Origin of the sequence: Kitasatospora sp. NPDC088783 (assembly GCF_044750705.1) — a bacterium.
Lineage (GTDB): Bacteria > Actinomycetota > Actinomycetes > Streptomycetales > Streptomycetaceae > Kitasatospora > Kitasatospora fiedleri.
The window spans coordinates 503,591-527,889 of record NZ_JBIVKJ010000003.1; the positions used below are offsets into that span (position 1 = coordinate 503,591).

The 24,299-nt window shown below is 75.0% G+C and carries 17 protein-coding genes; 4 read left to right on the forward strand and 13 right to left on the reverse strand.

Annotated elements, in window-relative coordinates; translation table 11 throughout:
• Nucleotides 1–142 precede the first annotated feature (142 nt).
• A complete protein-coding gene (gene mfd / locus ACIP60_RS10780; protein ID WP_400682221.1) occupies nt 143–3,775 on the reverse strand; it encodes a transcription-repair coupling factor in 3,633 nt (1,210 codons plus the stop codon).
• Between the two features lie 541 nt (nt 3,776–4,316).
• Here mfd and ACIP60_RS10785 point away from each other — a divergent pair.
• On the forward strand, nt 4,317–5,624 hold the full coding sequence (locus ACIP60_RS10785) for a nucleotide sugar dehydrogenase (RefSeq protein ID WP_400682222.1): 1,308 nt from the start codon (nt 4,317–4,319) through the stop codon (nt 5,622–5,624).
• Between the two features lie 11 nt (nt 5,625–5,635).
• Here the strand turns inward: ACIP60_RS10785 and ACIP60_RS10790 are convergent, their stop codons facing one another.
• The 7 genes from ACIP60_RS10790 to ACIP60_RS10820 all read right to left on the reverse strand — a co-directional run bounded on the left by ACIP60_RS10790 (nt 5,636) and on the right by ACIP60_RS10820 (nt 15,495).
• Nucleotides 5,636–6,946, reverse strand: a complete 1,311-nt coding sequence (locus ACIP60_RS10790; protein WP_400682223.1) for a hypothetical protein — start codon at nt 6,944–6,946, stop codon at nt 5,636–5,638.
• Between the two features lie 160 nt (nt 6,947–7,106).
• Entirely contained in the window at nt 7,107–9,668 is a 2,562-nt protein-coding gene (locus ACIP60_RS10795; RefSeq protein WP_400682224.1) for an SUKH-4 family immunity protein, read from the reverse strand.
• Nucleotides 9,669–9,696: 28 nt separating this feature from the next.
• The gene (locus ACIP60_RS10800; protein WP_400682226.1) at nt 9,697–10,698 is read right to left on the reverse strand and encodes an SMI1/KNR4 family protein; all 1,002 of its coding nucleotides are present in this window, start codon (nt 10,696–10,698) and stop codon (nt 9,697–9,699) included.
• Between the two features lie 121 nt (nt 10,699–10,819).
• A complete protein-coding gene (locus tag ACIP60_RS10805; protein ID WP_400682227.1) occupies nt 10,820–11,926 on the reverse strand; it encodes a DegT/DnrJ/EryC1/StrS family aminotransferase in 1,107 nt (368 codons plus the stop codon).
• 114 nt (nt 11,927–12,040) lie between these two features.
• Complete coding sequence (locus ACIP60_RS10810) at nt 12,041–13,174, reverse strand: DegT/DnrJ/EryC1/StrS family aminotransferase (RefSeq protein ID WP_400682229.1); 1,134 nt, start codon at nt 13,172–13,174, stop codon at nt 12,041–12,043.
• 138 nt (nt 13,175–13,312) lie between these two features.
• Complete coding sequence (locus ACIP60_RS10815; protein ID WP_400682231.1) at nt 13,313–14,293, reverse strand: NAD-dependent epimerase/dehydratase family protein; 981 nt, start codon at nt 14,291–14,293, stop codon at nt 13,313–13,315.
• Nucleotides 14,290–15,495, reverse strand: coding sequence for a Gfo/Idh/MocA family protein (locus ACIP60_RS10820; RefSeq protein ID WP_400682232.1), 1,206 nt, complete (start codon nt 15,493–15,495; stop codon nt 14,290–14,292). The genes ACIP60_RS10815 and ACIP60_RS10820 overlap by 4 nt, the downstream gene beginning before the upstream one ends.
• A gap of 308 nt (nt 15,496–15,803) precedes the next feature.
• Here ACIP60_RS10820 and ACIP60_RS10825 point away from each other — a divergent pair, with 308 nt between their 5' ends.
• Both ACIP60_RS10825 and ACIP60_RS10830 read left to right on the forward strand, forming a co-directional pair.
• Nucleotides 15,804–16,259 (forward strand): YwqJ-related putative deaminase, encoded by a 456-nt coding sequence (locus ACIP60_RS10825; RefSeq protein WP_400682233.1) that lies wholly within the window; start codon nt 15,804–15,806, stop codon nt 16,257–16,259.
• 95 nt (nt 16,260–16,354) lie between these two features.
• Nucleotides 16,355–16,813: an SUKH-3 domain-containing protein gene (locus tag ACIP60_RS10830; protein ID WP_233533793.1), complete on the forward strand. Its 459-nt coding sequence runs from the start codon at nt 16,355–16,357 to the stop codon at nt 16,811–16,813.
• Nucleotides 16,814–16,901: 88 nt separating this feature from the next.
• On the opposite strand, the gene ACIP60_RS10835 is transcribed toward ACIP60_RS10830, so the two are convergent.
• Nucleotides 16,902–18,170, reverse strand: a complete 1,269-nt coding sequence (locus ACIP60_RS10835; protein ID WP_400682236.1) for a sensor histidine kinase — start codon at nt 18,168–18,170, stop codon at nt 16,902–16,904.
• Between the two features lie 204 nt (nt 18,171–18,374).
• Here ACIP60_RS10835 and ppc point away from each other — a divergent pair, with 204 nt between their 5' ends.
• Nucleotides 18,375–21,170 (forward strand): phosphoenolpyruvate carboxylase, encoded by a 2,796-nt coding sequence (ppc, locus tag ACIP60_RS10840; protein WP_400682237.1) that lies wholly within the window; start codon nt 18,375–18,377, stop codon nt 21,168–21,170.
• Nucleotides 21,171–21,248: 78 nt separating this feature from the next.
• Here the strand turns inward: ppc and ACIP60_RS10845 are convergent, their stop codons facing one another.
• From ACIP60_RS10845 to ACIP60_RS10860, 4 genes are all read right to left on the reverse strand, one after another.
• A complete protein-coding gene (locus tag ACIP60_RS10845) occupies nt 21,249–21,473 on the reverse strand; it encodes a hypothetical protein (protein ID WP_282202377.1) in 225 nt (74 codons plus the stop codon).
• Between the two features lie 199 nt (nt 21,474–21,672).
• The gene (pth, locus tag ACIP60_RS10850; protein WP_400682239.1) at nt 21,673–22,248 is read right to left on the reverse strand and encodes an aminoacyl-tRNA hydrolase; all 576 of its coding nucleotides are present in this window, start codon (nt 22,246–22,248) and stop codon (nt 21,673–21,675) included.
• Nucleotides 22,249–22,357: 109 nt separating this feature from the next.
• Nucleotides 22,358–22,966 (reverse strand): 50S ribosomal protein L25/general stress protein Ctc, encoded by a 609-nt coding sequence (locus ACIP60_RS10855; RefSeq protein ID WP_400682241.1) that lies wholly within the window; start codon nt 22,964–22,966, stop codon nt 22,358–22,360.
• Between the two features lie 259 nt (nt 22,967–23,225).
• Entirely contained in the window at nt 23,226–24,206 is a 981-nt protein-coding gene (locus tag ACIP60_RS10860; protein WP_111555635.1) for a ribose-phosphate diphosphokinase, read from the reverse strand.
• Nucleotides 24,207–24,299: the final 93 nt, after the last annotated feature.

A 24,299-nucleotide genomic window follows, 5' to 3' on the forward strand; every position in this document is an offset into this window, starting at 1 on the left:
TTGAGCCCCGCCCCCGGGTGCCAGACCCCCGCGCCCGCCGGGCGCGGCGTTCGCTCGCTCGCTCCCGGTGCGGGACGGGGGCGCCGGGGGACGCCGTCCGGCCGTCCTCCGGCGCCCCCGCGGGCGCTGCGCGGTCGCCGCGTCAGCGCTTGAGGTCCTCGAACATGGTGCTCAGGAACTCGGCGCACCAGGAGAGCAGTTCCCGCCCGACCAGCGGCTTGCCGCCGATCCGGCCGCCGCTGCCGGGGCGCGGCACCAGCAGTTGCCGGGCGGCGGACTTGATCTGGGTGCGCGGGTAGAGCCGGTTGAGCCGCAGTTGCTGGGACTCCCGCAGGTCGACCGGGCCGAAGCGGACGAAGGTGCCCTGGAGGGTGATGTCGCCGATGCCGCAGCGCCGGGCGAACAGCCGCAGTCCGGCCACCAGCAGCAGGTTCTCCACCGGTTCGGGCAGCTTGCCGTAGCGGTCGGTCAGCTCCTCGCGGACCTGCGCGATGTCGTCCTCCGAGTTGACCGCCGCGATCGAGCGGTACGCCTGGAGGCGCAGCCGCTCCCCCGGCGCGTAGTCGTGCGGGACGTGCGCGTCCACCGGGAGTTCGATCTTCACCTCCAGCGGCTCCTCCTCCGGCTCGCCGCCGCCCGCCTCCAGTGCGTCGCGGAACTCGGCCACCGCCTCGCCGACCATCCGCATGTAGAGGTCGAAGCCGACGCCCGCGATGTGCCCGGACTGCTCGCCGCCGAGCAGGTTGCCCGCGCCGCGGATCTCCAGGTCCTTCATCGCGACGTACATGCCCGCGCCCATCTCGGTGTGCTGGGCGATGGTGGCGAGGCGCTCGTGCGCGGTCTCGGTGAGCGGCTTCTCCGGCGGGTACAGCATGTAGGCGTAGCCGCGCTCGCGGCCGCGGCCGACCCGGCCGCGCAGCTGGTGCAGCTGGGAGAGGCCGAAGGTGTCGCCGCGCTCCACGATCAGGGTGTTGGCGTTGGAGATGTCGATGCCGGACTCCACGATGGTGGTGGAGACCAGGACGTCGAACTCCTTCTCCCAGAAGTCGACGACGACCTTCTCCAGCTGGTTCTCCCCCATCTGCCCGTGCGCGGTGGCCACCCGGGCCTCCGGCACCAGGTCCTTCAGCCGGGCGGCCGCCTTGTCGATCGACTCGACCCGGTTGTGGATGTAGAACACCTGGCCCTCGCGCAGGAGTTCGCGCCGGATCGCGGCGGCGATCTGCTTCTCGTCGTACGGGCCGACGAAGGTCAGCACCGGGTGCCGCTCCTCCGGCGGGGTGGTGATGGTGGACATCTCGCGGATGCCGGTGACCGCCATCTCCAGGGTGCGCGGGATCGGGGTGGCGGACATGGTCAGCACGTCGACGTTGGCCCGCAGCTTCTTCAGCTGCTCCTTGTGCTCGACGCCGAAGCGCTGCTCCTCGTCGACGATGACCAGGCCCAGGTCCTTGAACCTGGTCTCCGAGGAGAACAGCCGGTGGGTGCCGATCACCACGTCCACCGAGCCCTCGAACAGGCCCTCCAGCACGGCCTTCGCCTCGGTGTCGGTCTGGAACCGGGACAGCGCCTTCACGGTGACCGGGAAGTTGGCGTACCGCTCGGCGAAGGTCGAGAAGTGCTGCTGCACCAGCAGCGTGGTCGGCACCAGCACGGCGACCTGCTTGCCGTCCTGGACGGCCTTGAAGGCGGCGCGCACCGCGATCTCGGTCTTGCCGTAGCCGACGTCGCCGCAGATCAGCCGGTCCATCGGGACGGACTTCTCCATGTCGGCCTTGACCTCGCCGATGGTGGTCAGCTGGTCGGGCGTCTCCGCGTACGGGAAGGCGTCCTCCAGTTCGCGCTGCCAGGGGGTGTCCGGGCCGAAGGCGTGGCCGGGGGCCGCCATCCGGGCCGAGTACAGCTTGATCAGGTCGGCGGCGATCTCCTTGACGGCCTTCTTGGCCCGCTGCTTGGTCTTCGCCCAGTCCGCGCCGCCCAGGCGGTGCAGCGTCGGGGCCTCGCCGCCGACGTACTTGGTGACCTGGTCGAGCTGGTCGGTCGGCACGAACAGCCGGTCGCCGGGGTGGCCGCGCTTGGCGGGCGCGTACTCCAGCACCAGGTACTCGCGGGTCGCGCCCTGGACGGTGCGCTGCACCATCTCCACGTACCGGCCGACGCCGTGCTGCTCGTGCACCACGTAGTCGCCGGCCGCCAGCGCCAGCGGGTCGATCGCGTTGCGGCGGCGGGACGGCATCCGGCGCATGTCCTTGGTGGAGGACCGCTGGCCGGACAGGTCGGTCTCGGTGACGACGGTGAGCTTCAGCTCCTCGTCGACGAAGCCGTGCTCGATCGAGCCGCAGGAGACGTACACCACGTCCCGGGTGGGGGCCTCGGCGAGGTCGGCGACCAGGCGGGCCGCGATGCCCTCGTTGCCGAGCACCTCGGCCAGCCGGGAGGCCGGGCCGTGGCCCTCGGTGACCATCACCACCCGCCAGTCGTCGGCGAGGCGGTCCTTGGCGTCGGCGATCGCCCGGGCGGTGTCGCCGCGGTACGCCTCGACGGCGTGCATGCCCAGGGTGAGGGTGTCCGCATCGCCCTGCCAACCGGCGGCTGCGCCGCGGGCGAGGACCTCGGAGACCGTGGAGTCACTGGTCGCGAACGGGCTGACCGACCACCACGGCAGGCCGATCCCGGCGGCGTGCTCGCGGACGTCCGCCAGCGACCACAGCGAGGCGGCCGAGACGTCGATCGCCTCCAGGTCGATCGGGCGGTCGGCGCCCGCCGCGGCGGCCACCCAGGACGCGGCCAGGAACTCCTGGCTGGTGGCGACCAGGTCGGCGGCCCGGGTGCGGACCCGCTCCGGGTCGCAGACCACGGCGATCGAGCCGGCCGGCAGCACGTCCAGCAGCAGCTCCATGTCGTCCACCAGCACCGGGGCCAGCGACTCCATGCCCTCGACCGCGATGCCCTGCGCGATCTTGTCCAGGATCTCGCCCAGCTCGGGGTGGGCGGCGGCCAGTGCGGCGGCCTTCGCGCGCACCTGGTCGGTCAGCAGCAGCTCCCGGCAGGGCGGCGCCCACAGGCCGTGCTCGGCGACCTCCAGGGACCGCTGGTCGGCGACCTTGAAGTAGCGGATCTCCTCGACGTCGTCGCCCCAGAACTCCACCCGCAGCGGGTGCTCCTCGGTCGGCGGGAAGACGTCCAGGATGCCGCCGCGCACCGCGAACTCGCCGCGCTTCTCGACCAGTTCGACCCGGGCGTAGGCGGCGGCCGCCAGCCCGCGGGCCACCTCGTCCAGGTCGTGCTGCTCGCCGCGCCGCAGCGCCACCGGCTCCAGCTCGGCCAGCCCCTTGACCTGCGGCTGCAGCACGCTGCGCACCGGCGCCACCACCACCTGCACCGGCCCGGCCGCCGGGTCGTCGGCGCGCGGGTGGACGATCCGGCGCAGCACGGCGAGGCGGCGGCCGACGGTGTCCGAGCGCGGGGAGAGCCGCTCGTGCGGCAGCGTCTCCCAGGCCGGGAAGTCGGCGACCGCGTCGGGCGGCAGCAGCGAGCGCAGCGAGGCCGCGAGGTCCTCGGCCTCCCGGCCGGTGGCGGTCACGGCCAGCACCGGTCGGCCGCTCCCGCCGGCGCGGGCGGCCAGCGACCGGGCCAGCGCCGCGATCGCGAACGGCCGGGCGGCGGGCGGCCCGACCAGGTCGAGGTGCTGCCTGTGCCCCGTGGCCGCCGCCTCGATCGCCTCGGCGAGGGCGGCGTCCCGTACGACGACATCCAGCAGTCCGGACAGGCTCATACGTCAGTTTCTCCACGACGGGGAGTGGCCCGGCACAGGAGACGGCCGGGCAGCGCGACAGGCCCGGAACGCGGTGCGCCCGGGGGGTGTCCAGCCTACGCCGCGCCGCCGCCGCGCACGCGGCGCGGCGTCCCGACGGCGGCGCCGGGGCGACTCACCGGTATCCGGTCCGGCTCGTCCAGAGATCATGCGGCCGACACACTGCTGTCACTGTGCGTCCATGGTCACCGCGCACCATGGATGTCAGCGCAGGCCGCATCCAACCGTGGGGGATGGTTGTGGAAGCGCGATCGCACCTCGATGGGGGTCGGGAGTGCGAAGGCCGGGCGGCCCTGGGTGGGGGCGCCCGTGCCACTCACGCCGAGGACCGCGGCGCCCGCTCCCGGGCGGCGCCGCGGGTCTCGGCGTCCTGGCGTTCCGGGCCCGGCGCGCCCCGCCCGCACCACTTCCGGCGAAGCCGCCCGCGCGAGGTGCGGCGCTCCGTACCCTCGTGTGAAGAAGGTGTGGGGACGCCGGTCATTTCCAGGGGGTTTGCTTCGTCATGCGCGTGGTCATCGCAGGTCAGGGCTATGTCGGACTCCCACTGGCGGTGCGCGCCGCCGAGGTGGGCCACCGGGTCGTCGGGTACGACGTGGACGAACGCCGGATCAAGCGGCTCGCGGTCGGCGAGTCGTACGTCGAGGACATCCCCGGGGAGCGGCTGCGCCCGCTGCTCGACTCCGGGGCGTACCTGCCCACCGCCGCGCCCGGCGACGTCGCGGACTTCGACGTCGCGGTGATCACCGTGCCGACGCCGCTGCGCGACGGCGTCCCCGACCTGTCGTACATCGAGGCCTCGGCGCGGCTGCTGGGGCGGCACCTGAAGCCCGGGGCGACGGTGGTGCTGGAGTCCACCACCTACCCCGGCACCACGGAGGAGCTGCTCGCCCCGCTGCTGGAGGCCGGCTCCGGGCTGCGGGCCGGGGCCGACTTCCACCTCGGCTACAGCCCGGAGCGGATCGACCCGGGCAACCCGGTGTGGAAGCTGGAGAACACCCCCAAGGTGGTCTCCGGCACCACCCCCGAGGGCCTGGCCGCCGTCGCCGCCTTCTACGGGCAGCTGGTCGAGCGGACGGTGCCGGTCTCCTCCTGCAAGGAGGCCGAGCTCACCAAGCTGCTGGAGAACACCTTCCGGCACGTGAACATCGCGCTGGTCAACGAGCTGGCGATGTTCGCCCACGACCTCGGCATCGACGTCTGGGAGGCCATCGACGCGGCCTCCACCAAGCCCTTCGGCTTCCTGCGCTTCACGCCGGGCCCGGGGGTCGGCGGGCACTGCCTGCCGATCGACCCCTCGTACCTGTCCTGGCGGGTCGAGCGCGCCCTCGGCCAGTCCTTCCGGTTCGTGGAGCTCGCCAACGACGTCAACAGCCACATGCCCGACTACGTGGTGCGGCGGCTCACCGAGGCGCTCAACCAGCGCCGCCGCAGCGTGAACGGCTCGCGGGTGCTGATCCTGGGCCTCGCCTACAAGGCCAACACCGGCGACGCCCGGGAGACCCCGGCGGCCCGGATCGTCGACCTGCTCACCCGGCAGGGCGCCGAGGTCCGGGCCGCCGACCCGCACGTCGTCGCGGGCGTCCACGTCGCCGAGCCGCACGTCCCCGGCCAGCGCACCCCCGCCCACGAGGGCGGCCCGCTGGCCGCCGTCCACCGCGTCGAGGCCACCCCCGAGGAGCTGGCCGCCGCCGACGCCGTCCTGCTGCTCGCCGACCACGACGAGTTCGACTACGCGGCCGTCACCGCCCACGCCCGCTACGTCCTCGACTGCCGCCGCCGCCTGACGGGGGCGGCGGTCGAGGTGCTGTAGCCGGGGCCGGCTCAGCCCCGGCGCTGGATGCGGTTGCGGTCGGGGCGGGTGTCGTGGTCGAGGCCGTCGTCGACGATGACGATCTTGGGGACGATGCGCTGCTCGGCGGCGGCCTCGGGCGCGGCCCCCGGCTGGTCGGGCGCGGGCTGGTCGGGCGCGGGCTTGTCGGACGCGGGCTTGTCGGACGCGGTCGCGGGCGGCTCGGGCGCGGTGGCGGGCTTCGGCGGGACCGGGTCCTTGGCGAAGCTCGCGGGCTTGGCCGGCGGGGCCGGGATCTCGGCGGGGACCGTCGGGGTGTAGGGCTTGCGGGGGTCGCCCTGCTGGGGCTTGACCGCGGTCTTGACCGGGCCCAGGACGGTGGTGGGCTGGTCGGCGACCGGGGGCTTGGTGAGGTCGGCCTTCTTGGCCGCGACGGCCTCCGCCGCGTCCTCCGGGTCCTCGATCGCGCCGACGGCGGCGCCGGTGAGGGAGGCGAGGGTGCCCTTGATGTGGTCGAGGTGGGTCTGGACCTTGTCGAGGCGCTTGGTGAAGTCGGCCTGCTCGCGCTCGCTGGCGGCCTTGATCCGGGCGGCCTTCTCCCGCGCGGCGCCGAGCGCGGCGTCCGCCTTGGCCTGGGCCTCGGTGTCGAGGCGGCGGGCCTCCGCCAGCATCGCCTCGCGGTGCTGCTCGGCCTCCTTGACCCGGGCGTCGGCCGCGGCGGTGACCTTGGCCACGGCGGCGTCGGCGGCGGCCTCGGCCGCGGTGAAGTCCTCGTCGGCCTTGCGGCGGCGCTCGGCGAGGGTGGCCTCGGACTGCTCGGAGGCGTTCGCGGCGGCGACCCGGACCCGGGCGGCGTGGCCGGTCGCGGCGTGCACCAGGGCGCGGGCCTCGGCGTCCGCCTCGGCCCGGATCCGCTCGGCCTCGGCGCGGCTGCGCTCGTCGGTGCGGCGGACGAACTGGTCGGTCTCCTCGCGCAGCTTGGCGGCGTACTCCTCGGCCGCCCTGGCGGCGGCCTCACCGGCCTCGTGGGCGGCGTCCCGGGCGTCCTCGCCGGCCCGCTTGGCCTTGGCGTGGATGGCGTCGGCCTCGTTGAGGGCGATGCCGAGCAGGGCCGCGGCCTGGTCGCTGAGCTCCCCGAAGTCGGGGTCGGGGGCCTCCTCGGCGGCCTGCTGGATGTCGGCCAGGCGCTTCTCCATCTCGCGCAGCCCGCCGCCCAGGACGCTGAGCCGCTCCCACGCCTCGTCTCGGGCACGGCTGAGCGCGGTGACCGCCGCGTCGACCTGGTCGGGCGCGTAGCCGCGCCTGGACGGGGTGAAGCCGTACTGGGACACGGCGTCGCTCATTTCGGCTGTTCTCCTCGTGCTCGCGGGCTGCGCGGCCCCGCCGGGTGCGTGGTTCTGGTGGGGCGGGCGAACCGTCCCATTGACCTATTTTGCGCAGATACGAACGCAAACCAAACAGGGACCACCGCGCGGCCGGGCGAACCGGCCGCGCGGGGCGGTGTCAGAGCAGGCCGTCCCAGAGCTGTTCGACCAGGACCGCCCACCAGCTCTCGGGGGTGTGCACGGCGGCCGGGTCGACCGCCAGCAGCTGGGCCTGGAAGTCGGTGGTCCAGCGACCGGCCTGCTCGGGGTTGAGGCCGTGGCGCAGGTGCCACATCCGGGCCAGCGCGGCCAGGCAGGCCGCGAACTCGGGGACCCCGGAGTTGACGAAGCGCGGCGGCTCGGCCGGGTTCTCGATGTCGACGGCGACCACCGCGGCGGTGCCGTACTGGACGCACAGCTGGCGGCCGTAGTCGTTGCCGAGCACCAGGTAGCCGCCGAAGTCCGGGCCGGGCGGCAGGCCGCGCTCGGCGGCGAGCTCGGCCAGCGTCGGGATGGGGCGGCCCTCCTGGGCCTGGGCCCAGAAGAACGGCGCGAACTCGCGGGGCAGGCCGACCCACATCAGGACCTGGGCGACCTGCTCCGGCACCCCCTGGCGGGCCACCGCGCGCTGCTCGAACCGGAACATCGACGGGCCGAACATCGCGCCGAACTCCGCCGCGAGCTGCTGCGGCGGCGGGGGCGGCAGCTGCGGGACGGCGCCGGGCGCGGGCAGCGGCGCCCGGACGGTGCGCGGGCGGTGCGGGGCGGACACCAGCTGGTGCAGCTGCTCGACGTGCTCCTGCAGCACGTTCATCCCGGCCTGCCGGGCGGCGGCGTCGCGGCCGTAGGGGGCGGTGTGGCTGATCCGGGCGTTCGGCCAGGACGCCCGCACCATCCGGGAGCAGTAGCCGCCGGGCAGGTCGCACAGCTCCAGCTCGGTGTGCACCTCCAGCACCTGGTCGGCGGGCACGCCGAGGCGGCGCAGCTCCTGGAGGGCCCGCCACTCCGGGTGCGGGGTGCCCAGCTCGGAGGTCATCACCAGGCTGAGCTCGGAGCCGTCGGGGGCCCGGTAGTTGACCACGGCGGTGGTGCCGGGGCCGACCGTGGGCAGGCCGGACGGCGGCACCGGCCCGGCCGGCGGTGCCTGGCCGGGCGCGCCGGGCGGGAGGCCGTGGCCCTGCGGGCCGCCCGGGAACGGCGGCGGGGGCGCCTGGAACGGTGGCGCGCCCTGCGGCGCGCCGGGGAACGGCGGCTGCTGCGGGGGCTGGCCGGACGGCGGGAACGGCGGGGTCGCGCCCGGCGGCAGCTCGATCGCCGGGGCCAGCTGGGTGGCCTGGTAGGCGACCGCGGCGGCCTCCGGCGCGGGAGCGGCGTGGGCGGCGGGCCCGCCCTCGGCGCGCAGCGCGTCGGGGGCGGGCGGCGGCGGGGCGCCCGCGCCGCCGCGACCGCCGGGGCCGCCGGGGCCGCCGGGGTGCTGGGCGGGGCCGCCGCCGGCGGCGGACAGCAGGTCGCTGGGCGGGGGCGGCGGGGGTGCGCCGGGGCCGCCGCGGCCGCCGGGGCGCGGGGCGGGCCCGCCGGTGGACGGCAGCAGCTCGTTCGGCGGGGGCGGCGGCGGTGCGCCGAGTCCGCCACGGCCCAGCTGGACGCCGGGGCCGGGCAGCGGGGCGCCGGGGCCGGGGGCACCGGGCAGGCCCATCAGGCCGGGCGGGCCGTCGGTGGCGAGCATGGTGGCCGCGTGGTCGACCGGGCTCGCGGAGGGCGCGGGCGCACCGGGCACGGGCGGGACGGGAGCACCGGGCGGCGGCACGGGCGTGCCGGGTGCCGGGGTGCCCGGGCCGCCGGCCGGGTACGGCGGGGCGGCGGGCGGGACGGGCGCGCCGGGGCCGGGGTACGGCGGCGTCGCCCCGGGCGGGACGGGCGCGGTGCCCGGGAAAGCGTGGCCGGGGGCGAGCACGGTGGCAGCCTCGGCGCCGGGCGGTGGCGTCGCCCCGGGCGGCACCGGCGCGGCGGGTGCACCGCCCGGGAAGGCCCGGCCGGGGGCGAGCACGGTGGCGGCCTCGGAACCGGGCGGCGGCGGGACGGACGTGCCGGGCACGGGGGTGGGCGTGCCGGTGAAGTAGCTGGGGCCCTCCTCGCCGGGTTCCGGCAGCGACGCGGCCTGCGGCACGGGCTGCGGAAGGGGCGGGGGTGCGGCCTGCGGCACGGGCGAGGGCGCGGCGGTCTGCGGCGGGATCGGCGGGGCCGGGGCCGGGGCGGCGGGCGCGGGCGCGGCGGCGGGCGCGGGCGCGGCGGCGGGCGCGGGCGCGGCCAGCCGGTCGGCCTCGGCGGCGATCGCGGCGGCCCCGGCCTCCTGGAGCCACTGCGGGGGGCTGAGCAGGAAGGAGGTGGCCTCGACCGCGCCGCGCACCGGCTTGGCGGCCCCGGCCGGGTTGGGCTCGGCACCGGTGCCGTACAGCTCCTCGTACTGCCGGACCACCTCGTTGACCGGCAGCGGCGGCCAGAGCGTGCTGGCGCCGCTGTCGCGGGCGATCACCAGGCGCAGCGAGGTGCCGGGGCCGCCGCTGTGCTCGCTGCCGTCGACGGCCCAGCAGACGTAGCCGAGGTCGAACTCGCGGACCTTCACCTCGCGGTGCCGCGAGCGCGGCACCCCGGCGTTGATCCAGTCCTCGGCGGTCTCCTGCGCCTGCGCGTACGTGGTCACCACGTCTCGTCCCACCCCTGTCGTTCGGTCAGTTCACCGGGACGGCGCGCGCGAAGCCGCCGTCCACCATGAGTTCGGCGACGGTCTCCAGCTCCGCGGGCCCGCCGGCGAGGCGCAGCAGGAACGCGTCGAAGCTGTCGCCGCAGGGCAGCAGGAGGCGCTGCACGCGCTGCTCGACGGGCTCGTCGGAGCCGTCGTCGCGGGCGTCGTCGTAGGGCAGGAAGCCGACCGAGCCGGTGCCCTCGCCGCGGACCCTGACGGTCAGCAGGCCGCCCTGGAGGTAGGCGACGGCGAGGTGGTCCTTGGTGAGGTGGTCGCGCAGGCACTTGTTGGCGTACACCAGGTCGTGGGTGCCGTACTCCTCGCTGAGGGTGAGGAACGGCTGGTCGACCAGCAGGCCGAGGTCGACGTCGAGGGCGACGCCGACCGGGCCGCGGCCGCCGGTGAGCTTGAGGAAGTCCCGGTAGGCGGGCGGCAGCGGGTGGCCGAGGCGCTGCTCGGCGCGCTGGACGAGGTCCTCGGTGACGGCGATCGGGTCGCCGCCGTCCTTGGCGAGCGAGAAGTGCGCGGGGCGGTGGTCCTGGAGCGGGCGGGTGCCGCGGCGGGTGTGGTCGGCGGTGGAGCGGGCCAGGCCGCCGTGGTGCCGCAGCAGGGCCTTGACCTCGACCGGGACGAGCTCCATCCGGCGCCAGCCCGCGGGGGCGCGGCCGACGACGTGGTGCCAGGTCCAGCCGGGCGGGGTGGCGACGGCGCTGTCCAGGTCGGCCCAGAGCTCGTGGCCCCGGGTGTAGAGCGCGGCGTTGGCCGACACGTAGTCGGTCAGGCGCAGTTCGTCGACGCCGAAGCCCTCCGGCGGGTCGGCGACCTCGGCGGCGGCGGCGGCGTACGGCGAGAAGTCCGGGTGGCCGTTCTCGTCGACGCGCACGCCCCGGGGGTGCCGCTCGGCCCGGACCGGGTCCGGGAACTGCACCACCTGGCCCGCGTACGCCGCGTTGGGCACGGCGGCGGTGCCGGGCCGACCTGTCGTCATCTGTGGTCCCCCACTGGCAGAAGCCGATGTCCTCGGGGACCAGCGTAGGGCAACGGCCGTCCGCGTTCAGGGGCGCGGTGGTACCCGGCCGGGTACCGCCCGGCCGGGCGTCCGGCGGAGGTCAGCGGCGGCGCAGCGCGGCGGCCAGCGTCTCGGCGACCCGGGTCTGCTGGACCTCGGTGAGCTGCGGGAACAGCGGCAGGGTGAGCAGTTGCCCGGCGGCCCGCTCGGTGACCGGGAAAGCGCCTTCCGGATGGCCGAGGTGGCGGAACGCGGGCTGGAGGTGGACCGGGACGGGGTAGTGCACGCCGACGCCGATCCCGGCCTCCCGGAGGGCGGCCAGCACGCCGTCCCGGTCGCGCTCGACCCGCACCGCGTACAGGTGCCAGACGTGCGCGTTGCCGGGCAGGGTGCGCGGCAGGGTGAGCCCGTCCAGGCCGCCGAGCAGCTTGTCGTAGCGTTCGGCGGCGGCCCGGCGGGCCTCGTTCCAGGCGGGCAGGCGGCGGAGCTTGGCGCGCAGCACCACGGCCTGCAGGGTGTCCATCCGGGAGTTGAAGCCGAACCGCTCGTGGACGTACTTGCGGTCCGAGCCGTGGTCGCCGAGCAGCCGGACCGCGCGGGCGAGTTCGGCGTCGTCGGTGACCACCGCGCCCGCGTCGCCGTACGCGCCGAGGTTCTTGCCCGGGTAGAAGCTGGTGGCCGAGATCCGCCCCCAGCTGCCGGCGGGCCGCCCGTGCCGGGTCGCGCCCTGCGACTGGGCGCCGTCCTCGACCACCGGCCGGCCGTCGGCCGCCGCCAGCAGCGCCTCCATCGGGGCGAGTTGGCCGTTCAGGTGGACGGGCAGCAGCGCGACGGCGTCCGCCGCCCGGGCGGCGGCCTGCTCGACGTCGATCAGCAGGTGCTCCTCGTCCACGTCCACCAGGACCGGCCGCAGCCCGGCCCGGACCACCGCCTCGGCGCTCGCCACGAAGGTGTTCGCGGGCAGCACCACCCCGCCGCCCGGCTCCAACTCCAGTGCGCGCAGCGCCAGTTCGATCGCGTCGGTGCCGTTCGCCGTCCCCACCGCGTGCGCCGTGCCGCAGAACGCCGCGTACTCCCGCTCGAACGCGGCGACGTCGGGGCCCTTGATGTAGGCACCGCTCGCCAGTACCGCGTCGAAGCCCGCGCGGACCTCGTCGGCGATCTCGGCGTGCGCGGCGTGCAGGTCGACCAGGGGGATGTCGGTCACGGGAGGAGCCTCTCGTTGGCGGAACCAGGGGCGCGAGGAACTGCGCGGATCGGAGGGGGGACGGCGGAAGGGTCCCGGCGGGGAGAGGACGCCGCACGTGCGGGCGCCCCCGCGTCAACGCCCCAGGGCCGCCTTGAGGGCCGAGACGACGTGCTGGACCTGCTCGTGGCCGAGCGAGTGGTAGAGCGGCAGGATCAGCGACCGCGCGGTGATCAGCTCCGTCGCGGGCAGCGGCACCCGCGCCGTCCCCTTGTACGGGGCCTCCAGGTGCGCCGCCATGATGCCGCGCCGCGCCGAGACGCCGTCGGCGGCGAGCCGGGTCAGCACCTCGCCCCGGTCGGGGGCGTCCTCGGGGAGCAGCAGCCAGAACGACTGGAAGTTCGCGGTGCCGTGCGCCGGGTCGGCGACCGTCCGGGCGGCCAGTTCGGGTCCGAGCGACTCGCGGTAGCGGTCGGCGAGTTCGCGCCGCCGGGCGACCATCGCGGGGAGCTTGCCGAGCTGGACCAGGCCGATCGCGGCCTGGACGTCGGTCATCCGGTGGTTGAAGCCGATCTCGTCGTAGGTCTCCACCACGCCCGCGCCGCCCGCCCCGGCGTGCCGGTCGGCGGCCGAGACGCTCATCCCGTGCTCGCGCAGCCGCCGCAGCCGGGCGGCGAGTTCGCCGTCCTGGAGGGTGAGCATGCCGCCCTCGCCGGTGGTGAGCAGCTTGCGCGGGTGGAAGGAGTATGCGGAGATCGCGGCGCCCGCGCCGGCCGGGCGGCCCCGGTAGACGGAGCCGGCGGCGCACGCGGCGTCCTCGACCACGGCGATGCCGCGCGGTTCGACCAGGGCGCGGATCGGGTCCAGGTCGACGGGGACGCCGCCCTGGTCGACGGCGATCACGGCCCGGGTGCGCGCGGTGAGCAGCGGCGCGACGGTGGCGGGGGTGAGGTTGGCGGTGGCCGGGTCGACGTCGGCGAAGACCGGCACGGCCCCGACGTAGGTGACGGCGTTGGCGGTGGCGATGAACGACAGCGACGGGACGACGACCTCGTCGCCGGGGCCGACCCCGGCGCCGATCATCGCCAGGTGCAGGGCGGTGGTGCAGTTGGACACCGCGACGGCGTGCGGCGCGCCGGTGTGCTCGGCGAACGCCTTCTCGAACGCGGCCACCCGGGGGCCCTGCGCGACCCACCCGGAGCGGACGGCCTCGGCGGCGGCCTCGGCCTCCTCCTCGCCGAGCCACGGGATCATGACGGGGATGGTCATCGGGTGCTCCTCCTCGGTTCACGCACAGCCGGGTCGCGCCCCTGTGCAACTGGCCCGCCCCGGCGCGATCCTGCTGACGGGAGCCCTCCGGTCCGCGCGGTCCCCCGCGCCCCCGCGGGCGCGTCCGGGCTCGGGCGGCTACTGCTCGCGCCACCAGGCGACGAGCTCGCGCAGCCCGTCGGTGAGGCCGAGTTCGGGCTTCCAGCCGAGGTCGCGCTCGGCGGCGGAGATGTCGGCGAGGCGCCGGACCACGCCGCCGGCGGTGTCCCGGGCGGGGCCGTGCTCGACGTCCAGGCCGGAGTCCATGGCGACGAGCAGGGCGTCGGCCAGGCCGCGCAGCGAGACCTCGGTGCCGGAGGCGATGTTGTAGACCCGGTCGGTGACCGGGGCGGCGGCGGCCAGCAGGTTGGCCCGGGCGATGTCCGCGGTGTAGACGAAGTCCATCGTCTGGGCGCCGTCGCCGAAGATCAGCGGGGGTCGTCCGGCGGCGATCCGCTCCATCCAGCGGATGAACACCTCGGTGTAGCGGCCGTGCACGTCCATCCGGGGGCCGTACACGTTGAAGTACCGCAGCGCGACGTAGTCGAGGCCGTGCATGGCGTGGAAGCTGCGCAGCAGGCCCTCGTTGAAGACCTTGGCGGCGCCGTACAGGGTGTCGTTGTGGTACGGGTGCTGGGTCTCGGGCGTCGGGAAGGTGTCGGCGAGGCCGTACACCGAGGCGGTGGAGGAGGCGATCACCTTGCCGACGCCGGTCTCGGCGGCGGCCTCGACCACGTCGAAGGTGCCGTCGACCATCACCTCCAGGGCGAGCCGGGGTTCGGCCGCGCACTGGGTGATCCGGATCGCGGCGAGGTGGAACAGCGCGTCGGTGCCGGGCGCGAGCAGTTCGCGCAGCAGGGCGCGGTCGCGGATGTCGCCGTCGACGACCCGCAGCTGGCCGGGGGCGGCGAGTTCCCGGGCGCGGGCCAGGTTGGCCGTCCGGCCGCGGACGAAGTTGTCGAGCACGACGACCTCGCGGGCGCCGGCCTCGACCAGCTGGTCGACGACGGTGGAGCCGATGGTGCCGGCGCCGCCGGTGACCAGGCAGCGGGAGCCTTCGAGCGGGACGGCGGCGTTCATCGGGCGGCGGCCTTCTGCTGGGCGGAGAGCTGGCGGGTGAGCAGCGCGGCGGCGTCGGCCCCGCTGCCGGCGGCGGCGGGGCCGTCGGCGGAGGCGTCCACCGGGACGGTCGCGCCGCCGAGTTCGAGGCTGCGGGAGGCGGCGTGCAGCAGGCGCAGCACGCGCAGTCCGGCCCGGCCGTCGGTGAGCGGGGCGCGGCCCTCGGTGATGGCGGCGGCGAACTCGGCCATCACGTTGCGCAGCGCCTCCTGTTCGACCAGGGCGGGGGCGACCACGTCGCCGACCCGGTAGGAGATCAGGGCGCGGTGCCGGATGGCGTCGGTGAGTTCGTCGGGCGGGGTGAGGTCGACGCCGCGGTCGTGGATCGCGAGCCTGGCCTGCGGGTTGAGGTCGTCCCAGACCAGGGTGCGGCGGGAGCCGCCGATCAGCGTGGTGCGGACCTTGGTCGGGGAGAGCCAGTTGACGTGGCAGTGGGCGAGCGCGCCGTTGGACAGCCGCAGCGTCAGGTAGGCGACGCAGGCCCGGCCGGCGCCGATCGGGTCGGCGGCCTGGGCGCTGACGCCGACGGGCTCGACGCCCGGCGGCAGCACGAAGTCGAGGATGGACAGGTCGTGCGGGGCGAGGTCCCACAGCACGTCGACGTCGGGCTGGACCAGGCCGAGGTTGATCCGCACCGAGTCGAAGAACTGGACGTCGCCGATCTCGCCGCCGTGCACGAGTTCGCGGATGCGGCGCACCACCGGCGTGTAGCAGAAGGTGTGGTCGCACATCAGGACCAGGCCGCGCTCCTCGGCGAGGGCGACCAGGTCGGCGGCCTCCTCGACGGTGGTGGTGATCGGCTTCTCCACCAGGACGTGCTTGCCGGCCTCCAGCGCGGCCCGGGCCAGCCGGTGGTGGGCGCCGGCCGGGGTGGCGATGGCCACCGCCCGGACCCGCTCGTCGGCGAGCACCTGCTCGTACGAGGTGGTGGCGGCGACCGTCGAGTACTCGCCCAGGACCTTGCGGGAGCGCTGTTCGTCGAGGTCGCACAGCCAGTGCAGCCGCAGGGCGGCGGTCTGCTGGGCGTTGCGGACCAGGTTCGGGCCCCAGTAGCCGGCGCCGACCACGGCCAGGCCGATCCGCCGGTCGGGGCGCTGTTCGGTGCTGCCCGGTGTGGGCACGTGTTCCCCGGGCGCCTCGTGCGCCACGACGTTCGACCCCATCGCAAGACCCCCCTTGCCGCCGCGTCGCTCGAACCGTACCGGTCCGGCCCGGCCCGCCGGGGCACAATCGGCAAAACCGCTGCGGGCCGCCCGGGGCGCGGGAGGCGGCGGTTCGGCCCTCCGTACACCTCCGCGCGCCCCGTGTCCGCACCCCGGCGCGGCGCGCGCCGCATCGGTTTGGCAGGCTGGATGCTCTGGGGTGAGGATTCACTGTCCGTGGGTCCCGCTACCGTGCGTGATCCACCGTCCGTCAGCAGACCCCCGGCAGCGGAGAACTGCCGTGCGCCGCACAACGCCGAGGAGCAGTCATGGACCAGTCGGGCCCGCCGCCCGTGTTGCGCCACCAGCGCGACAGCCTGCTGCCCGCGGTGGCGGCCGCGCTGTCGCTGCGCGGCGGCACGGTGCACACGCTGGCCGGGGACAAGTCGGAGCTGGCGCCGATACTGCACCCGCTGGTCGGCGAGTTCCTGGCGGCGCTGCCGGTGGAGAAGCGCGAGCGCTTCGTCGGCCGCTGCCCGGAGGCGGCGCTGCTGTCCCAGTACCTGGGGCAGGTCGACGCGTCCCGTTCGAAGCGGGCAGCGCGCAAGCCGATGACGGTGCAGGAGGCCCGCAAGGCGCTCAAGGGGGCCCGGATGACCACGCTGCGCATCCGCGAGGAGGGCGATCCGGCGCACGGCACGCACGCGCCGCCGTGCCGCTCCTGCGCCCCGCTGCTGGAGCACCTGAACGTGGCCAGCGTCGAGGTCGGCCCGCCCGGCCGCTGAGCGCCCGTCCCCGTTCCCGACCCCCCGTCCCCGAACTCCCGGAGCACGCCCTGAACGCCGGCCCCGTCCGCACCCAGCCCCGCTTCCCGGCCGACGTGGCCGCCGCGCTCAAGCAGGCCGGCTGGCACCCCGGCCGCTGGGAGATCCGGCAGGCCGAGCTGTGGGCCGACGCCCTGGTCGCGTACGGCGGTCCGCTGGAGCCGCAGCACGCGGTGTTCCCGGCCGCGATCGAGGCGTGGGCCGAGTTCGGCGGCCTGGCCTTCGACGTCCCGGGGGCGGGCGCCACCCTGGCCCGCACCCCGTTCCTGCTCGACCCGCGCTGCGGCCTGCATGCCCCGCGCACCCTCGCCGACCTCGGCCGGGCCCTGGACACCCGGCTGGCCCCGCTCGGCGAGGAGCTGTACGGGCAGGCCCTGCTGGCCGTCGACGAGCAGGGCCGGGTCTACAGCCTCGACCACACCGGCGAGTGGTTCCTCGGCGACAGCGTCGACCGGGCGATCGGCACCCTGGTCCTCGGCCGCGCCCCGCACCGGCTGCGCACCGCCCAGGACTGACCGCGCGGGACCTGCCCGCGCCGGGCCGCCCGCGGGCGGCCCGTCCGACCGCGGCCCGGCGAGCAGTGCCCCGCCGAGCAGCGGCCCGTCAGCCCGCCGACCCGGCCGAGCGCCGCAGCCGCGAGGGCAGCACCGCCTCCACCCGGAACCCGCCGCCGTCCTCCGGCCCGGCGTGGAAGCCGCCGCCGAGCGCCACCACCCGCTCGCGCATCCCGACCAGCCCGTTGCCGCCGCTGGGCAGCGCCACCGGCGCCGCCGTGCCCGGGCAGTCGTTCACCACCGACACCCGCACCCCGTTCGGCACGTACGCCAGCAGCACCGCGACCCGCGCCCCGCCCGCGTACTTGTGCGCGTTGGTCAGGCCCTCCTGCACCACCCGGTACGCGGTCTGCTCGGCCTCGGCGACGTACGCCCGGGGCTCGCCGCTGACCGCCAGCGACACCGCCATGCCCGCCACCCGGGACTGCTCGACCAGCTCCGGCAGTTCGCCCAGCCCGCCGACCGGGGCCTCGACCTGCTCCTGCGGCTCGGTCATCCGCAGCACGCCCAGGATCTCCCGCAGTTCGTCCAGCGCCTGCCGGCCGGTCTCGCCGATCAGCTTCGCCGACTGCTGGGCCTTCGCCGGGTCCTTGGGGACGATCCGCTCCACCGCGGCGGCGTGCACCACCATCAGGCTGACCCGGTGCGCGACCACGTCGTGCATCTCCCGGGCGATCCGGGTGCGCTCCTCGGCCCGGGCCCGCCAGGCCCGCTCCCGGGCCTGCTCGGCCAGCAGGGTCAGCTCGGTCTCCAGGCCCTGGGCCCGGTCCTTGAGCGACTCCACCAGCCGGCGCCGCGCCCCCACGTACAGGCCGGTCACCATCGGGGCGACCGCCATGCCGACCGCGACGAACGCCGAGATCACCACGAACACCCAGGTCGGCGGCAGCGGTTCGGCGGGCGGGGCCTTGCTGGGCACCGTGGTGGCGAACAGCACCATGCCGAAGGTCTCCACCATCGCGACCGCCGACAGCACCACCACCCGGGCCCGCCGCGAGGGCCACTCCCAGGTCGCCGCCAGCGTGTACAGCGACACCGCCAGCAGCACCACGCCGAAGAACCCCGGCACGAACACCAGCGCCACCACCACCGGCACCACCGGCCACCGGCGCCGCACCACCAGCGACGCCCCGGCGAGCGCCCCCAGCACCACGCAGACCACCGTCGCGGGCGGGCCCCAGCCCAGCCGGTCCCGGACCAGCCCGTACGCCCCCGCGGCGCACTCCACCGCCGACACCGCGGCCAGTGCCAGGTCCAGCGCCGCGCCGCGTCTGCGCGTCCACCACCACAGGCCGTCCCCCGCCGGCTTCTCACTCATGACCGACACGATACGCAGTGGGGGTCGCCGGCCGGGGGCGCGCACCCGGCCCCGCCCGACCTGTCCGCCATCCGGCCACCTCTCCGTTCTGGCACCCCGTGCCACCTATGCTGTTGCCCGTCGGACAGCGCGGTCCGCACCCGTCACCCGCACCGCGGTGATGTCAGAGCCGTTGCCGAACCCCACCACCACAGGGAGACAGCCGTGACCGCTCCGGTCCCCACTCAGGCGGACAGCCCGTCCGCGATCGCCGACGCGGACAACGCCGCGCTGCGGGCGGACATCCGCCGCCTCGGCGACCTGCTCGGCGAGACACTGGTGCGCCAGGAGGGCCCCGAACTCCTGGGCCTGGTCGAGCAGGTGCGCCTGCTGAGCCGCACCGACGGCGAGGCGACCGCGCAGCTGCTGGCGGAGATCGACCTGGACACCGCCGCGAAGCTGGTGCGCGCCTTCTCGACCTACTTCCACCTGGCGAACGTCACGGAACAGGTGCACCGCGGCCGGGAGTTCGCCTCGCGCCGGGCCCGCGAGGGCTCGCTGCTGTCGCAGACCGCCGACCAGCTGAAGGAGGCGGACCCGAAGCACCTGGCGGACACCCTGGCCAACCTCGCGGTGCGCCCGGTGTTCACCGCGCACCCGACCGAGGCGGCCCGCCGCTCGGTGCTGAACAAGCTGCGCCGGGTCGGCGAGCTGCTGGAGCGCATCCACCGCGAGCAGGACGCCACCGGCCGGATCGACAGCGCCCGGCAGACCTCGGCCCGCCGCCAGGCCGACCGCCGCCTGGCCGAGGTGATCGACCTGCTCTGGCAGACCGACGAGCTGCGGATCGCCCGCCCGGAGCCCACCGACGAGGCCCGCAACGCCGTCTACTACCTGGACGAGCTGTACCGCGACGCCGTCCCGGAGGTGCTGGAGGAGCTGCACGAGGAGCTCGCCCGGGTCGGCCTGACGCTGCCCGAGGGCGTGCGCCCGCTGACCTTCGGCACCTGGATCGGCGGCGACCGCGACGGCAACCCGAACGTCACCCCGCGGGTCACCTGGGACGTGCTCAACCTCCAGCACGAGTACGGCATCAAGGACGCCCTGGCGGCCATCGACGACCTGCGCGCCTCGCTCTCCACCTCGGTCCGGCTGGCCGGGGCCTCCGAGGAGCTGCTGGCCTCGCTGGACGCCGACCTGGCGCACCTGCCGGAGCTGAGCCCGCGCTACAAGCGGATGAACGCCGAGGAGCCGTACCGGCTCAAGGCCACCTGCATCCGGATCAAGCTGGAGAACACCCGCGACCGCCTCGCCGCGGGCACCGCGCCCACCCCGGGCCGGGACTACGTCGGCACCCGCGACCTGCTGGCCGACCTGCGCCTGATCCAGGACTCGCTGCGCGCCCACCGCGGCGGCCTGATCGCCGACGGCCGCCTGGCCCGGGCGATCCGCACCATCGAGGCGTTCGGCCTCCAGCTGGCCACCATGGACGTGCGCGAGCACGCCGAGGCGCACCACCACGCGCTGGGTCAGCTGTTCGACCGGCTCGGCGAGGAGGCGTGGCGCTACACCGACATGCCGCGCGAGTACCGCCAGCGCCTGCTCTCCAAGGAGATGCGCTCGCGCCGCCCGCTGGCCCCGACCCCGGCCCCGCTGGACGCCGCGGGCGCCAAGACGCTGGGCGTGTTCACCACCATCCGGGAGGGCTTCGAGCGGTTCGGCGACGAGATCGTCGAGTCGTACATCATCTCGATGTGCCAGGGCGCGGACGACGTGTTCGCGGCGGCGGTGCTGGCCCGCGAGGCCGGCCTGATCGACCTGCACGCGGGCATCGCCAAGATCGGCATCGTGCCGCTGCTGGAGACCACCGACGAGCTCCAGGAGGCCGACCGCATCCTGGACGAGATGCTCTCCGACCCGTCGTACCGGCTGCTGGTGTCGCTGCGCGGCGACATCCAGGAGGTCATGCTCGGCTACTCGGACTCCTCGAAGTTCGGCGGCATCACCACCTCGCAGTGGGAGATCCACCGGGCCCAGCGCCGGCTGCGCGACGTCGCGCACCGCTACGGCATCCGGCTGCGGCTGTTCCACGGCCGCGGCGGCACCGTCGGCCGCGGCGGCGGCCCCTCGCACGAGGCGATCCTGGCCCAGCCGTGGGGCACCCTGGAGGGCGAGATCAAGGTCACCGAGCAGGGCGAGGTGATCTCCGACAAGTACCTGCTGCCCTCGCTGGCCCGGGAGAACCTGGAGCTGACCCTCTCCGCCACGCTGGCCGCGTCCGCGCTGCACACCGCGCCCCGGCAGGCCCCGGAGGAGCTGGCCCGCTGGGACGCCGCGATGGACCAGGTCTCGGCCGCCGCGCACACCGCGTACCGGGCGCTGGTCGAGCAGGAGGACCTGCCGAAGTACTTCTTCGCGGCGACGCCGGTCGACCAGCTGGCCTCGCTGCACCTGGGCTCCCGCCCGTCCCGCCGCCCCGACAGCGGCGCGGGCCTGGACGGCCTGCGGGCCATCCCGTGGGTGTTCGGCTGGACGCAGTCCCGGCAGATCGTCCCCGGCTGGTACGGCGTGGGCTCCGGCCTGGCGGCGGCCCGCGAGGCCGGGCTGACGGACGTGCTGGACGAGATGCACGGCAACTGGCACTTCTTCCGGAACTTCCTGTCCAACGTCGCCATGACGCTGGCCAAGACGGACCTGCGGATCGCCCGCCACTACGTCGAGCAGCTGGTCCCGGCCGAGCTGCACCACGTCTTCGACCAGATCGTCGCCGAGCACGACCTCACCCTGCGCGAGGTGCTGCGGCTGACCGGCGAGTCGGAGCTGCTGGAGCACAACGAGGTCCTCAAGCAGACCTTCACCGTGCGCGACGCCTACCTCGACCCGATCTCCTACCTCCAGGTCGCGCTGCTGCGCCGGCAGCGCGAGGAGGTCGCGGCCGGCCGCCCGGAGGACCCGCTGCGCGCCCGCGCGCTGCTGCTCACCGTGAACGGCATCGCGGCGGGCCTGCGCAACACCGGCTGATCCGCGCACCGCGCACCGCGGCGGCCCGCCCCCTCGTCCACCGAGGGGGCGGGCCGCCGCCGTTCGCGCGTCCTTCGTTCAGGCCCGCCTGCGCTTGCGCAGCCAGGCCGCCGCGCCGCCGGCCACCACCACCAGGCCGCCGCCGACCGCGTACCCGCCGGCCGAGCCGACCGAGCCGGTGGGCGGGGCGATCCGGGCCGCGGCGGGCTCCGGGACGGAGGTGGGTTCGGCGGCCGCGGCGGGCCCGGCGACCCACCCCCCGGCGGCCAGGCACAGGACGGTGCCTCCGACGACCTTGCCCACGCGCTCTGACCGGATCACGGTCCATACCCCCATAGACGGCACTTCAATCCTTGCGGCACCGGTTTCGACGGTATCCGATCCCCGAGCGTTTCTGACCCCAGGTCAGCTTCCAACGGGGAAGCGTTGCATGAACGTTGTGTACGGAGGGTGGTCGAATCCCGGTCCGCGCCTGCACTGAGTGCCAACCCGGCGGCGGGGGTCAGGAGTTGTAGTTCTGCTGGGCCCGCTCCAGACCGTCGGCGAGCAGCGCCTCGACGGCGTCGGCGGCCCGGTCGACGAACCAGTCGAGGTCCTTGCGCTCGGTGGCCGAGAAGTCCTTGAGCACGAAGTCGGCCACCTCCATCCGGCCGGGCGGGCGGCCGATCCCGCAGCGGACCCGGTGGTAGTCGGGGCCGAGCGACTTGGTGAGCGACTTGAGGCCGTTGTGGCCGTTGTCCCCGCCGCCGGTCTTCAGCCGCAGCGCCGCGTAGTCGAGGTCGAGCTCGTCGTGGACGGCGACGATCGCCGGGGTCGGGACCTTGTAGAAGTCGCGCAGCGCGGTGACCGGCCCGCCCGAGAGGTTCATGAAGCTCATCGGCTCGGCCAGCACGACCCGCTTGCCGGACAGCCGCCCCTCGGCGACCTGGGCCCGGCTCTTGTGGGCCTTGAACTTCGCGCCCATCCGCCGGGCCAGCAGCTCGACCACCATGAAGCCGATGTTGTGCCGGTTGCGGGCGTACTCCTTGCCCGGGTTGCCGAGGCCCACCACCAGCCAGGGGCCGTCGTACTCGCTCATGCCGCTCCTCACGCGGGTGTTCTCCGTACCGTCACATCATCCCGGACACGCCGCTGCCCCGGCCGTCCGCGCGCGGGGCGGGACGGCCGGGGCAGCGAGGGCGCGGTGATCAGGCCTCGACGGCCTCGTCGGCGGCGGCGGCCTCGGTCTCGGCCTCCTCCTCCTCGGTGGCCTCGGGGGCCTGGGCGCCGATGACCTGCAGCACGACGGTGTCGGCCTCGACGGCCAGGGTCACGCCGGAGGGCAGGGTGATGTCGCCGGCGGTGATGGCGGCGCCGGCCTCCAGGCCCTCGATCGAGACGGTGACCGACTCGGGCAGGTGGGTGGCCTCGGCCTCGATCGGGAGGGCGTTCAGCACGTTCTCGATCAGGTTGCCGCCGGGGGCCAGCTCGCCCTCGGTGTGGACCGGGATCTCGACGGTGACCTTCTCGCCGCGCTTGACCAGCAGCAGGTCGACGTGCTCGATGGTGCGCTTGATGGCCTCGCGCTGGACGGCCTTCGGCAGCACGAACTCGTCCTTGCCCTCGATCGGGACGACCAGCAGGGCGTTCGGGGTCTTGAGGGCCATCATCAGGTCGTGGCCGGGCAGGTTCAGGTGCACCGGGGTGTGGCCGTGGCCGTACACGACACCGGGGACGAAGCCGGCGCGGCGGGCGCGGCGGGCGGCACCCTTGCCGAACTCGGTGCGGGCTTCGGCGGCAAGGCGGATCTCGGACACGGCTGCACTCCTCGTGAAGCGAAGGGGTGCAGGAACGACAGAACCGCCGGGCCACACCCTCAAGTACGTTTGGGGGGACGCTCGGCGGTTCGATCAAGGCGCATCGTTCTCGCGCGTCGATCACGGAGCACCGAATGGGCATCCCTCGCCGAGCAGTCTCCCAAGACTAACCGGGGGGTGGCACGGACGTGAAATCGGCCCCCGGTTCCCGTGCGGGACCGGGGGCCGACCAGGGGGCTGGCGGGTGGCTGACGGAGGGTCAGTGCACGCCCTCGAAGAGGCTGGTGACCGAGCCGTCCTCGAACACCTCGCGCACCGCGGCGGCGATCGACGGGGCGATCGACAGCGTGGTGATCTTGTCCAGCTGGAGCTGGGCGGGGGTCGGCAGGGTGTTGGTGAACACGAACTCGCTGACCCGGGAGTTCTTCAGCCGGTCCGCGGCCGGGCCGGAGAGCACGCCGTGGGTGGCGGCCACCAGGACGTCGGCGGCGCCGGCGTCGAACAGCGCGTCGGCGGCGGCGCAGATGGTGCCGGCGGTGTCGATCATGTCGTCGACCAGGACGCAGACCCGGTCCCTGACGTCGCCGACCACCTCGGCGGACAGGATGGTGTTGGCCTGCGACATGTCGCGGCGCTTGTGGATGATCGCCAGCGGGGCGCCGAGGCGGTCGCACCACTGGTCGGCGACCTTCACCCGGCCGGCGTCCGGGGAGACGACGGTCAGCTTGGAGCGGTCCGGGACGCGGTCGCCCACGTAGTCGGCGAGCATCGGCAGCGCGAACAGGTGGTCCACCGGGCCGTCGAAGAAGCCCTGGATCTGCGCGGTGTGCAGGTCCACGGCCATCAGCCGGTCGGCGCCGGCCTGGCGCAGCAGGTCGGCGACCAGGCGGGCCGAGATGGGCTCGCGGCCGAGGTGCTTCTTGTCCTGCCGGGCGTAGCCGTAGAAGGGGAGGATGGCGGTGATGCTGCGGGCCGACGCGCGCTTGAGCGCGTCGATCATGATCAGCTGCTCCATGATCCACTGGTTGATCGGAGCCGTGTGGCTCTGGATCACGAAGCAGTCCGCACCGCGGGCGGACTCCAGGAAGCGGACGTAGATCTCGCCGTTGGCGAAGTCCAGGGCCTTGGTCGGGACGAGTTCGGTGCCCAGTTCGCGGGCGACCTCCTCGGCAAGTTCGTGGTGGGCACGGCCGGAAAAGAGTTTCAGCTTCTTCTCACCGGAGGTCGTGATCCCGCTCACTGCACCGTCTCCTCGTGTATTGCCACTCTGGGTGAGTACGCCGAGGCACGGCCGGACTGGCCCGATGGCGCACGTATGTACATCAGGTTACGC

Coding starts and splice junctions, on each gene's coding strand:
- mfd (WP_400682221.1), bottom strand. CDS start 3,775: ATGAGCCTGTCCGGACTGCTGGATGTCGTCGTACGGGACGCCGCCCTC.
- ACIP60_RS10815 (WP_400682231.1), bottom strand. CDS start 14,293: ATGAACGCCGCCGTCCCGCTCGAAGGCTCCCGCTGCCTGGTCACCGGC.
- pth (WP_400682239.1), bottom strand. CDS start 22,248: ATGAGCGAGTACGACGGCCCCTGGCTGGTGGTGGGCCTCGGCAACCCG.
- ACIP60_RS10800 (WP_400682226.1), bottom strand. CDS start 10,698: ATGACGACAGGTCGGCCCGGCACCGCCGCCGTGCCCAACGCGGCGTAC.
- ACIP60_RS10785 (WP_400682222.1), top strand. CDS start 4,317: ATGCGCGTGGTCATCGCAGGTCAGGGCTATGTCGGACTCCCACTGGCG.
- ACIP60_RS10820 (WP_400682232.1), bottom strand. CDS start 15,495: ATGGGGTCGAACGTCGTGGCGCACGAGGCGCCCGGGGAACACGTGCCC.
- ACIP60_RS10835 (WP_400682236.1), bottom strand. CDS start 18,170: ATGAGTGAGAAGCCGGCGGGGGACGGCCTGTGGTGGTGGACGCGCAGA.
- ACIP60_RS10810 (WP_400682229.1), bottom strand. CDS start 13,174: ATGACCATCCCCGTCATGATCCCGTGGCTCGGCGAGGAGGAGGCCGAG.
- ACIP60_RS10790 (WP_400682223.1), bottom strand. CDS start 6,946: ATGAGCGACGCCGTGTCCCAGTACGGCTTCACCCCGTCCAGGCGCGGC.
- ACIP60_RS10825 (WP_400682233.1), top strand. CDS start 15,804: ATGGACCAGTCGGGCCCGCCGCCCGTGTTGCGCCACCAGCGCGACAGC.